Origin of the sequence: Iodidimonas sp. SYSU 1G8, from assembly GCF_039655775.1 — a bacterium.
Lineage (GTDB): Bacteria > Pseudomonadota > Alphaproteobacteria > SMXS01 > SMXS01 > RI-34.
In genome coordinates, this window is record NZ_JBBYXJ010000001.1 from 2,033,315 (window position 1) to 2,045,610 (window position 12,296).

At 67.9% G+C, this 12,296-nt stretch carries 7 protein-coding genes; 3 read left to right on the forward strand and 4 right to left on the reverse strand.

The window, feature by feature from the left end:
• Nucleotides 1-106 precede the first annotated feature (106 nt).
• The 3 genes from WJU17_RS09635 (at nt 107) to WJU17_RS09645 (ending at nt 6,922) form a co-directional block, all read left to right on the forward strand.
• Nucleotides 107-3,487, forward strand: coding sequence for an ATP-binding protein (locus tag WJU17_RS09635; protein WP_346327110.1), 3,381 nt, complete (start codon nt 107-109; stop codon nt 3,485-3,487).
• Nucleotides 3,477-4,394 carry a response regulator gene (locus tag WJU17_RS09640; protein ID WP_346327111.1) on the forward strand — a complete coding sequence of 306 codons (918 nt, stop codon included), beginning with the start codon at nt 3,477-3,479 and terminating at the stop codon, nt 4,392-4,394. Before WJU17_RS09635 ends, WJU17_RS09640 begins: the two co-directional genes overlap by 11 nt.
• 179 nt (nt 4,395-4,573) lie before the next feature.
• Nucleotides 4,574-6,922, forward strand: a complete 2,349-nt coding sequence (locus WJU17_RS09645) for a heavy metal translocating P-type ATPase (RefSeq protein WP_346327112.1) — start codon at nt 4,574-4,576, stop codon at nt 6,920-6,922.
• Here WJU17_RS09645 and WJU17_RS09650 read toward each other — a convergent pair.
• From WJU17_RS09650 to WJU17_RS09665, 4 genes are all read right to left on the reverse strand, one after another.
• A complete protein-coding gene (locus tag WJU17_RS09650) occupies nt 6,893-8,077 on the reverse strand; it encodes an MFS transporter (protein ID WP_346327113.1) in 1,185 nt (394 codons plus the stop codon). The two genes, WJU17_RS09645 and WJU17_RS09650, sit on opposite strands and share 30 nt — an antisense overlap.
• 81 nt (nt 8,078-8,158) lie before the next feature.
• On the reverse strand, nt 8,159-8,344 hold the full coding sequence (locus WJU17_RS09655) for a hypothetical protein (protein WP_346327114.1): 186 nt from the start codon (nt 8,342-8,344) through the stop codon (nt 8,159-8,161).
• A gap of 6 nt (nt 8,345-8,350) precedes the next feature.
• A complete protein-coding gene (locus WJU17_RS09660) occupies nt 8,351-10,201 on the reverse strand; it encodes an acetyl-CoA hydrolase/transferase C-terminal domain-containing protein (protein ID WP_346327115.1) in 1,851 nt (616 codons plus the stop codon).
• Nucleotides 10,198-12,294: a 3-hydroxyacyl-CoA dehydrogenase NAD-binding domain-containing protein gene (locus WJU17_RS09665; RefSeq protein WP_346327116.1), complete on the reverse strand. Its 2,097-nt coding sequence runs from the start codon at nt 12,292-12,294 to the stop codon at nt 10,198-10,200. The genes WJU17_RS09660 and WJU17_RS09665 overlap by 4 nt, the downstream gene beginning before the upstream one ends.
• Nucleotides 12,295-12,296: the final 2 nt, after the last annotated feature.

Consider the following 12,296-nt stretch of genomic DNA (forward strand, 5'->3'; position numbering starts at 1 on the left):
CGGTAATGCATTTTTGCCGCTTGGCTTTGGCTGGGAATTCCGGTCAATTTTGCATTGCACAAGACCTTCGCGCAGCAAGGCACTTCCCGGGAGCGAGACCGAAGGCATGACTCCGCATCAAAGGGTCATCCGCGAAAGGCGGCAGTACAACCAATGGGTCGCGAACCAGACCCTGGAAGACTACGCCCTGCGCTTCACGGCCAACAGCGCTCGTAAATGGTCGTCGTTCCGCGTCGCCAACACGGCGCTGGGCGCGATCTCATTCCTGGCGCTCGAGGCCATCGGCGGCGCCATCACCCTCAACTACGGGTTCTCGAACGCCGCAGCCGCCATCCTGATCGTCGGCTGCCTGATCTTCGCCGCTGGCCTGCCCATCTGTTACTACGCGGCCAAGTATGGCGTCGACATCGACCTGCTGACCCGCGGCGCCGGCTTCGGTTATATCGGCTCCACCATCACCTCGCTGATCTACGCCTCGTTCACTTTCATCTTCTTCGCCCTCGAGGCGGCGATCATGGCGCTGGCGCTGCAGATGTGCTTCGGCCTGCCGCTCTGGCTCGGCTACCTCATCAGCGCGCTGATCGCGATCCCGCTGGTGACCCACGGCATCACCACGATCAGCCGCTTCCAGATGTGGACCCAGCCCTTCTGGATCATCCTGCAGTTGCTGCCCTTCATCTTCATCGGGGCCAAGGGCCTGTTCTCGCTGGATGAGTGGATGGCCTATCCGGGCCTGCACGGCGCCCGGGACGGCTCGCTCGACCTGCTGCATTTCGGCGCCGCCTCGGCGGTGGTATTCTCCCTCATCGCCCAGATCGGCGAGCAGGTCGACTACCTCCGTTTCCTGCCGCGCACCCGCAAGGGTCGGCGATGGCAGTGGTGGGCCGCCATGGTCAGCGCCGGGCCGGGCTGGGTCGTCCCCGGCATGATCAAGCTGCTCGCCGGATCGTTTCTCGCCGTGCTGGCGCTGAACGCGGGCGTCGCCTTCGAGAGCGCCGCCGAGCCGACCCAGATGTACCTGCTGGCCTTCACCCAGGTGGTTTCTCAGCCCGACATCGCCATCGCGTTGACCGGCGCGTTCGTCATCATCTCGCAGATGAAGATCAACGTGACCAACGCCTATGCGGGTTCCATCGCCTGGTCCAACTTCTTCTCGCGCCTCACCCATAGCCATCCCGGCCGCGTGGTCTGGCTGGTATTCAACGTCGCCATCGCCATCATCCTGATGGAGCTGGGCATCTACAAGGCGCTGGAGCACACGCTCGGCCTTTACGCCAACATCGCCGTCGCTTGGGTCGGCGCCATCGTCGCCGATCTGATCATCAACAAGCCGCTCGGCCTGTCGCCCCGGCACATCGAGTTCAAGCGGGCGCATCTCTACGACATCAACCCCGTCGGCGTCGGCGCCATGTTCGTCGCGTCGGTGCTCTCCATCACGGCCTATGCCGACGTGTTCGGCGACGTGGCCCGCGCCATGGCGCCGTTCATCGCGCTTGGAACCGCGCTGGTCGTCTCGCCGCTGATCGCCTTCGCCACCGGCGGCCGCTTCTACATCGCCCGCAAGCCGACGACCCCGCTCGCCGACAGCAAGCCGGAGCGCTGCTGTATCTGCGAGCACACCTTCGAGCCGGAGGACATGGCGCACTGTCCGGTCTATTCGGGTCCGATCTGCTCGCTGTGCTGCTCGCTCGATGCCCGATGCCGCGACGCCTGCAAGGTATCCGCCCGCTTTTCCGAGCAGGTGCTGCAGTTCCTCGGCTGGGCCTTCCCGCGCCAGCTGGTGGCGCGGCTCAACAGCCGGCTGGGCCAGTATCTCGGCCTCCTTTTGCTCTTCAGCCTGTTCATCGCCGCGATCCTGGCGCTGGGCTACGTGCAGATGAGCCTGACGCCCGAGGCGCCGACGGCGATCATCGCCGACACGCTGTGGAAGGTGTTCTTCATCCTGATCATCGTCGCCGCCATCGTCGCCTGGCCGTTCGTGCTGGCCCACGAGACCAGCCGCGTCGCCCAGCAGGAAACCCAGCGCCAGACCAATATGCTGATGCGCGAGATCGACGCGCACCAGAAGACCGACAAGGCGCTGCAGAAGGCCAAGGAGACCGCCGAGGCCGCCAGCATGGCCAAAAGCAAGTACGTGGTCGGCATCAGTCACGAGCTGCGCACGCCGCTCAACGCCATTCTCGGCTATGCCCAGCTGCTCGAGGCCGATCCCGCCATTCCCGGCCACCGCAAGCACGCTCTGAGCGTGGTCCGGCGCAGCGGCGAGCACCTGTCGGGCCTGATCGACGGCCTGCTCGACATCTCGATGATCGAGGCCGGCCGCCTGCAGCTCTACCGCGACGAGGTGCCGATCAACGATTTCCTCGGCCAGCTCGTCGACATGTTCGCCATGCAGGCGCGCGCCAAGGGCCTCGACTTCGTGTTCGAGCCGCCCGAGAGCCTGCCGGACCTGGTCTATACAGACGAGAAGCGGCTGCGCCAGATCCTGATCAACCTGCTGTCCAACGCCATCCGCTGCACGGAACAGGGCAGCGTCATCCTGCGCATGCGCTATCGCACCCAGCTCGCCACCTTCGAGGTCGAGGACACCGGCATCGGCATCGCCGCCGAGGATCTGGAACGCGCCTTCCGCCCGTTCGAGCGCATCGAGACGCCCGGCATGTCCAAGCGCCCCGGCACCGGCCTCGGCCTCACCATCACCAAGCTGCTGACCGAGGCGATGGGCGGCGAGATCACGGTGAAAAGCACGGTCGGCGTCGGCAGCCTGTTCCGCGTCAAGCTGATGCTCTCCACCGTGCCCCGCCCTGCCCGCCAGGTCGTCGCGCCGCGCCGCATCGGCGGCTACGAGGGCGACGCGCGCACCATCCTGGCGGTGGACGACGATCCCAACCATCTGGACCTGATCCGCGACCTGCTCGCGCCCATCGGCTTCATCGTCATCACCGCCGAGGACGGCCCGTCCTGCCTGGAAACCGCGCGCCACACCTCGCCTGACCTGATCCTGCTCGACATCTTCATGCCCGGCATGAACGGCTGGGACGTGGCGCGGCGGCTGCGCGAGGACGGCGTCAGCCGCGCGCCCATCGTCATGATCTCGGCCAACGCCCGCGAGGAACGGCAGAGAGAAGTTGCCGCGCCGTTCCATGAAGGGTATCTGATGAAGCCCATTCAGCTGGCCAACCTGCTCGACACCATCAAGACCCTGCTCAACCTGCGCTGGGTCTATGACGAACAGGCCAAGCCGGCCCTATCCATCATGCCGACCGACCTGCGGGCCAGCGAGATTCCGGCCAGGACGCAACTCGGCACCCTGATCCAGTTGGGACGCATCGGCCATGTACGCGGCATCCTGTCCAAGCTCGACGAGATCGAGGACGAACAGCCTCACGCCCGGCGCGTCACCGCGCATCTGCGCGGCCTGGTCCAGGAATTCGAGCTGTCGCAATATGACGACGCCCTGAAGGTGCTGCAGAACCATGAGCATTGATCTGGGTTCCTCCTATATCGTCCTCGTGGTGGACGACTCTCCCGAGACGCTCAGCCTGCTGACCGACACGCTGGAGGACGCCGGCATCACCGCGCTCGTCGCCCGCAGCGGCGGCGCGGCGCTGTCGCTGATCGAACGGGTGACGCCCGACGTGATCCTGATGGACGCCATGATGCCCGAGATGGACGGCTTCGAGGCCTGCCGCCGGATCAAGCAGAACAAGGCGACCGCCCACGTCCCGGTGATCTTCATGACCGGACTGACCGACACCGAGCACGTCGTCATGGGCCTGGAAGCCGGCGGCGTCGACTACGTCACCAAGCCGGTCGCGCCGTTCGAGATGCTGGCGCGCATCCGCGTCCATCTGGCCAATTCCCGCATGCAGCAGAGCGCCCGCATCGCCCTCGACGTGGCCGGCCGCACCCTGCTCGCCGTCAACCGGCGCGGCGACGTGCTCTGGAGCACGCCGCAGGCGGCCAAGCTGCTCGAGCGCGTGCTCGGCGTGTTCGACACGGACTCGCCCGCCTGGCAGAAGGATGTCCGGCCCAGGCTCGGCGACGTCGTCGACCAGCGCGCCAGCGACAAGACCCTCGTCACCATGGGCAGCGCGACGGTCCAGGCCTCGTATCTGGGCGAGGCCGGCGCCGGCGAGTTCCTGCTGCATCTGGGCGACGGCGCCGCCGCCAACGACCATCTGCTGCTGAAGCAGCGCCTCGATCTGACGGCCCGCGAGGCCGAGGTCCTGCTGTGGACGGCGCAGGGCAAATCCAACCGGGACATCGCCGAAATCCTGCAGTGCAGCCCCCGCACCGTGAACAAGCACCTGGAACAGATCTATTCCAAGCTGGGCGTGGAAAACCGCACCGCCGCCGCCGCCATCGCCGTACGGCTGCTGATCGACAAGTAGCCGCCCTTTCCCCCGCCCCGACGTCAGGCGACCATTCGGCCGCGCCCGTTCGCTTTTGCCCCCTCCAGCCCCCATCTCCCAAGCGAGAGCATCATCGGACACTTGCCCAAATACCCCCCAGGGGTATATAGGGGACAGACATACCCCCACTGGGTATCTCCGATGGACTGAGGACGGATGTGACCGACAAGCTTCACTCTTCACCGGAATGTCAGGGTCATGGCGGCGCGGGCCATGGTCACGCGCCCGCAAAGGACCCGGTCTGCGGCATGACCGTCGACCCGGCGGCCGCCCGGCACGCCAGCGTCCATGACGGAGTGCCGTACCATTTCTGCTCGGCGCGGTGCCGCGAGAAGTTCGACGCCGATCCCGCGCGCTACCTGTCGCCCCCTCCGGCCGCAGCGCCGCGGCCTGAAGGAACCGTCTACACCTGCCCCATGCATCCGGAGGTGCATCAGGTAGGCCCGGGCGACTGCCCCATCTGCGGCATGGCGCTCGAGCCCATGGTGCCGACCGGGCATACCCCGCGCAGTCCCGAAATGTCCGACATGGGCAAGCGCTTCTGGATCGGCCTCGCGCTCACCCTGCCACTGTTCACCATGGAAATGGGCGGCCATCTGCTCGGCTGGGCCGGCCTGCTGTCCATGCCCACGTCCGGCTTCATCCAGTTCGCCCTGGCGACACCCGTGGTCTGGTGGTGCGGCTGGCCGTTCATGGTACGCGGCTGGCGCTCGCTCGTCAGCCGGCATCTGAACATGTTCACCCTGATCGCCATGGGCACCGGCGTCGCGTGGCTCTACAGCACCGTCGCCCTGGCGTTCCCCGAGTTCTTCCCCGCGACCTTTAGGGGCCATGACGGCCGGGTGGCGCTGTATTTCGAGGCCGCCGCCGTCATCACGGTCCTGGTGCTGGTGGGACAGGTGCTCGAATTGCGGGCGCGCGAGCGCACCTCCGGCGCCATCCGCGCCCTGCTCGACCTCTCGCCGCGCACCGCGCGCCGCCTTGGCCCCGATGGCGAGGAAGAGGTGCCCGTCGACGAGATCGCAGCCGGCGACAGGCTCAGGATCAGGCCGGGGGAAAAGGTGCCCGTCGATGGCACGGTGATCGAAGGCCGCTCGGCGGTGGACGAAGCCATGGTCACCGGCGAGGCCATGCCCGTCACCAAGGGTCCGGGTGACAGGCTCATCGGCGGCACGGTCAACCAGAGCGGCGGCCTCGTCGCCCGCGCCGAAGGCGTCGGCGCGGACACCGTGCTCGCCCGCATCGTCGAGATGGTCGCCGCCGCCCAGCGCAGCCGGGCGCCGATCCAGCGGCTGGCCGACATGGTCGCCGGATGGTTCGTCCCCGCGGTCCTCGCCGCGGCGATCGCGGCGTTCACCGCCTGGGCGCTCTGGGGGCCCGAGCCCCGCCTTGCCCATGCGCTGGTCAGCGCCGTCACGGTCCTGATCATCGCCTGCCCCTGCGCGCTGGGGCTCGCGACCCCCATGTCCATCATGGTCGGCATCGGACGCGGCGCCCAGACGGGCGTGCTGATCCGCGATGCCGACGCGCTGGAGCGCATGGAAAAGGTCGACACGCTGGTGGTCGACAAGACCGGAACCCTCACCGAGGGCCGGCCGTCGGTCACCGCCGTCCTGCCGGCGAAAGGCTTTGACGAGGACGAGCTGCTGAGGCTGGCGGCCGGCGTCGAACAGGCCAGCGAGCACCCCCTCGCGCAGGCGATCCTGCGCGCCGCCGAAGACCGCGCCCTGTCCATTCCGCCCGTCGGCGACTTCGACAGCCCGGTCGGCAAGGGCGCCATGGGAACCGTCGATGGCCGCCGCGTCGCGCTTGGCAATGCCGCCTTCCTCCGGGAACAGGGCATCGCCACGGTCTCGCTGGACGACAGGATCGAGGAATTGGGCAAGCGCGGCGCCACCGCCGTGCTGGTCGGCGTCGACGGCAGGCTGGCGGGCGTCCTCGCCATCGCCGACCCGATCCGCAAGACATCCGCCGCAGTCATCGAGGAACTGCACCGGCGCAAGATCCGCGTCGTCATGCTCACGGGCGACAACCGCGCCACCGCCGACGCGGTGGCCCGGTCGCTCGGCATCGACGAGGTCCACGCCCAGGTGCTGCCCGAGGACAAGAAATCGGTCGTGGACCGGCTGCGGCGCGAAGGGTGCATCGTCGCCATGGCGGGCGACGGGGTGAACGACGCCCCCGCCCTCGCGGCGGCGGATGTCGGGATCGCCATGGGATCGGGCACCGACGTCGCGATGGAGAGCGCCGGCATCACCCTGCTGCATGGCGACCTGACCGGCATTCTCAGGGCCCGCCTTCTCAGCAGGGCAACCATGCGCAATATCCGCCAGAATCTGCTGCTGGCCTTCGTCTACAACGCCGCTGGCGTGCCCATCGCGGCTGGCGTGCTCTACCCCCATTTCGGCATCGTCCTGACACCGATCTTCGCGGCCGCGGCCATGTCGCTGTCGTCGGTCAGCGTCATCGGCAACGCGTTACGGCTGAAGCGGGCCCGGATCGGCTAGCGGGCGGCGCGGCCGGAAATACAGGCTCATGCCCGCGGTCGCCGCGGCCCACACCGCCAGCGCGCCATACGACCATAGATAATCGCCGCTGGCCTCCCGCATCCAGCCGAACAGCACGGGTCCCGCGGCGGCGAGCACGTAGCCGCCCGTCAGGCTCATGGCCGCCAGCCGCCGCAGCGCGTCGGGCCGGTCCTCGTAATCCACCGGCAGAATCAGCGACAGGGGAAACAGCGCGCCGGTCGCCAGCCCCACGCAGCTGACCCAAAGCCAGGGCGCGGCAAGGGGCGCGGCGGCGAGGCCGGCGCAGCCGATGGCGGCCAGGCCCAGGCTGGCGAGCAGCTGCGCCCGCCGGTCGCGCGAGCGCCCCGTCAGCCAGGTCACGCCCAGCGACGCGGCCAGCTGGGTGACCGAAAAGACCAGCAGGAGCGTCCCGGTCTCTGCGGTGCTCCAGCCCGCCTCCGTGTAGGTGGGCGGTATCCAGGTCAGGGTGGTGTAGAACATGCCCGACGAGAGGGCTCCGAGCAGCGTGATCCGCCAGGCGATGGCGCTGCGCAGCGGAAACCCGAAACCGCCCGCGCCGGCACCCGGCGCGGATCGGGGCAACCCGATCACCGCCAGCCAGATCACCGCGCCGAGGGCGGCGGGCGCCGACCACCACGCCAGCGCCGCGGACCACGAGCCGGTCGCCGCCTGCACATCCGGGGTGAGCACCGCCGCAATCCCCGCGCCCGCCGTCATGGCGCAGGCCTGCACCGACATGACCGTGGCCGCGCCGTCGCGGAAACGGCGCTTGGCGATGTCGGGCAGCAGGGTTTGCGCGCCGGCGATGCCGATGCCGGCCAACGCGGCCGACAGATACATGAACGAGGGATATTCGATCAGGCGCAGGAGAATTCCGCCGCCCACGAGCAGCAGGGCCGCCAGTACCAGCCGCTCGCTGCCGGCTCTTGCCGCCGCCATCGCGGCGAAGACGGGGATGATACCCATCATCAGCACGGGAATCGTGGTGATCAGGCCGGCGGCGGCATGACTGAGGCCGAGCCCGTCACGAATGGTGTCGAGCAGAGGCGGAACGGAACTGATGGCCGGCCGAAGGTTGGCGGAGACCGCGATCATGGCGATCAGCACGAAGATCAGACCGGGTCGGCGATCCATTGACATACATCCCATTGCTCAGGATGTAGCTAACGCCTCGCCCGCGATCCCGATAGGGGGAAATCCCGGTTGACGGGATTTTCAGCCGCCACCGCCCCCGAAATAGATCAGCGCGGCCAGCGCGGCGACCAAGGCGATCAGTCCGGCGAGCATGAGGAAACGGGTGCGGCTTCGCCGTTCGTACACCTTGCCCTGGCGAGCCTCACGGCCCTCCAGCACGGGGGGATTCTCGGGGTGCAGGTTCTGGTTGTGGGGTTCCTGTTGCATGCTACGTCAACGCCCCGGCGCCGCACCGGTTCCTGCCCGCAGCGCGCCGCGCACCACGGCGGCGTAAAATCGCTCCCTGATCGAGGCAGGACGATCCAGATCAAGGCGCTCCAGCGCCATGGTCTCGTCCGGCCGGCCGGCGGCCGTCAGGCCACGCCACCAGAAGCCGGCCAGCTGCCGGCGCGACGCGGTCTTGAGCGCGGCGAGCGCCGGCAGCAGCGCCTGCTCCGTATCGGTGAAATCCGTGCCGAAGGGAAAAGCCGGCAGCAACCCCCGCGCCCGGAACGGCGCCAGCGCGTCGGCGATCCTGTCCGGCGTGTTACGCCGGATCGCCGGATCGGGGCGAAAATCACGGGCGATCTTGCCGGCGCGCGCGGCCGACTCCAGCAGCGCGTCCTGGAACGCCGCATCCGCCACCGCCAGCATGGCGGCGATTACCTGCTCATCCGTGCGGCCGCGCAGATCGGCGATGCCGTATTCGGTGGCGAGCAGGTCGCGCAGGTGGCGCGGAATGGACTCATGGCCATAGGACCAGAGGATATTGGACTGCCGCTTCCCCTTGACGGTCCGCGCGGCGTCGAGCGCTAGGATCGACCGCGCGCCGTCGAGCGCGAAGGCCTGCGCCACGAAATTGTACTGTCCGCCGATGCCGCTGACGACGCGGCCATCTTCCAGCCCGTCGGAGACGACCGACCCCAGCAGCGTGGCCATCATGGTGCTGTTGATGAATCGCGCCCCGGCCCGCGCCCGTCGCTTTGCATCCTCGCCGCCCATCAATTCATTGACGTAGCGGACCGAGACCATGCCGATCCGCGCCCGTTCCGCCGGACTCATCTCGCGCAGCGCCGCATAGAAGTCGCGCGAACCCAGGAAGAACGCGGCATGGATCAGGCGCCCCTCCACCGCCCGCCGGATCACCCCTCGGCGCATCAGGGCCAGCATGCCGTCGGCGAGCATCTCACTGGCGCCGTAGAGGCCTTGCTCGAACACACCGTCATGCACGGGCCCCGTCACCCCGAGCGCGCCGAGCACCGCGCGGAAAGCCGGGTTGTCCTCGTGGCGCAGGATAAGGGCATGGGCGACGGCGTCGCCCAGCGATCCGATGCCGATCTGCACCGTGCCGCCATCGGGGACGGTCGCGGCGATCCGGAAACCGATGGCGTAATGGGACGGGCGGATCGGCTGGTTGGGCGGCGCGAACAGCGGGAACTGGTAGCCGGGCCCATCCAGCACATGATCGATCTCGTCATCGGGGACCGCCGCGTCGCCGTCCATGAACGGCATCTCGTCATTGACCTGCGCCGTCATCAGGAACCGGATGCGGCCCTCTCGGCGGGCCTCGAGCAGATCGAGCGTCAGGTCGGGATTGCTCCCCAGGCTGTAGCGGCCTTGCGAGGACGGGCTGACCAGTTGCGCGACTAGGTTCACACCGGCCTCGAGCAGGTAGCCACCGACATGAGTATAATTGGCTGACACGTGGTGCCTTTGGGCACGGGACACGGACAGCCATTGTCCTGCCTGGAAGAAGAACTCGCGCACTTCGACGTTGGCGGGCAGCGACCCGTCACGCAGCCCCTTGGCGTAGGTCAGGGAGGGATAATCGCCGAAAAGACGGGCCGAAAGCGGATCAATGAACCGCCGCTCCAGGTCTGAGCCGCCGCGCGGCGCCTCCAGGGTCAGGCCGGTGACGATGGTCAGGGAAATGCCGGAATCGGCGACAGCGCGGCCCACCAGCTCGTTGGCGATATGATTCGCTTTCCCCAGTCCCAGAGGAAGAGCCAGGACGATACGCGGGCCAAGCGTCCGGAGGATGCCGTCGACCAGATCCGCGACATGGTCATGACGCCGGCTCGTCACGGCGTCAACTGCGCCCAACCCGCATCCGGCTCGAACCTGGGACCATGGTGCGCCGCCAGATCCATCAGCTTGCGCACGATATCCTCGATTCCCTGGCTGCGCGCGTAATGAATGGGTCCGCCCCTGAATGGCGCGAAGCCCGCGCCGAAGATCATCGCCGCATCCAGCGCGTCTTCGTCCACCACGACGCCGTCCCGCAGGCACGCCACGCAGGCATTGACCATCGGCAGGATCAGCCGGTCCGCCGCATCCGTCGGGGGATCGCCGGCCCTGCCCTTGCGGGGCTTCCCGTCGCGCCAGGTGTAGAAGCCCTTGCCCGTCTTCAATCCCAGCTCGCCGCGCTGGACCTTGTCGCGGAGCTTGTCGAGTCCGGGGGTGGTCGGCGTTCCCAGCTTGGCATGCAGCATCTCGGCCACGTCCAGGCAGATATCCAGCCCGACACGGTCGGCCAGTTCCACCGGCCCGACCGGCATGCCGAACTTCTCCGCGGCGGCGTCGATGGTGGCGCCGCTTGCGCCTTCGTGCAGCATGGCCATGGCTTCGGCCATGTAGGGCATCAGCGCCCGGTTGACCAGAAAGCCGGGTTCACTGGCCACCGGAACGGGCAGCTTGTCGATCTGGCGCACGAAGGATCGCGCGCGGCTGAAGGTCACATCGAACATCTCGCGATGGGCGACCACCTCGACCAGCTCCATGCGCGAGACCGGATTGAAGAAGTGCAGGCCCACGAGGCGGCCCGGGTTGTGCAGTTCGCCACTCAGATCCTCGAGCGAGATACTGGAGGTATTGGAGGCGAGCAGCGCGGACGCCTTCATCTTCGGTTCGATGGCGCGGTACAGGTCCCGCTTGATCTCCAGCTTCTCGGGTACCGCCTCGATGACCAGATCGGCCTGCGCGACGCCATGGCCCTGCGGGTCCGGCACCAGCCGGTCCAGCGCGTCGCGGATGTCGATGCGGCTCATGTGACGCTTTTCATAAAGCGCCGCCGCCCGGCGCAGCGCGCCGCCGATGGCTTCAGGCTTCATGTCGGACAAGGTGACCCGGAGACCCTTGAGCGCGCACCACGCGGCGATGTCGCCGCCCATGGCGCCGGCGCCGATCACATGCACATGGGCCAGGGGCCGCGAGGTGTCTCCCATCTTGCGCAGCGCCTCGCGCAGGAAGAACACGCGGATCAGGTTCTGCGCCGAGCGGGTCGCCAGCAGCGCCGCGAAACTCTTGATCTCCTCGTTGCGCATGGCGACGGGACGGTCGGCGAATTTCTCCCACAGGTCGATCAGCGCATAGGGCGCGGGATAGTGCTCCTCGCGCGCGCGCTTCGCCGTCGCGGCGCGCATGCGTTTGGCCAGAAAGCCGCGCAGTGCCGGGAGCCGCTCGATCTTCGCCCGCAGCGAAGGTTGCGGCGGCTTGATCTCTCCGGCAATCGCGGCGGCGACGGCCGCGGCCACATGCCGCTCCTGGGTGACCACGTCGACGAGCCCGAGCGCCTTGGCACGCCCGGCATCGACGGACTTACCCGTGAGCATCAGGGTCATGGCCTCCACCGGCGCGATCAGGTTGACCGACCGCACGGTGCCGCCAAGACCGGGATGCAGGCCCAGCAACACTTCGGGAAATCCCAGCTTCGCGCCATCGATGGCGATCCTGATCTTGCAGGCCAGCGCCAGTTCAAGGCCGCCGCCGAGGCAATGCCCATGGACGACGGCGAGGGTCGGCACGTTCAGTTCGGCGATGGCGTCGACGACCATGTGGCCCTGTCGCAGGCGCTGTTCGATCTCGTCCGGATCATGCTTGCCGGCGAACTGCGCGACATCCGCCCCCGCGCAGAAACCGGCCTGCTTGGCCGATCTGATGACGATGCCCGCAGGCTTGTCGGGAAGAATGCGCCGCAGCACCTCGGCCAGTTCCGAGAGCACTTCCTCGTCGATGGTATTGACTGAGGCGCCCATCTTGTCGAACAGGACCCAGGCGATGTTCCTCTCGTCCAGGCCATAGCGCCAGTGGCGCAGGACCTGGCTGGACGCGCCCTCCAACCCCAATTCCATCTGGCGGGCGTCGAGCACCGCCATCGCACTCTTTGGCAGGGCGCGCATGG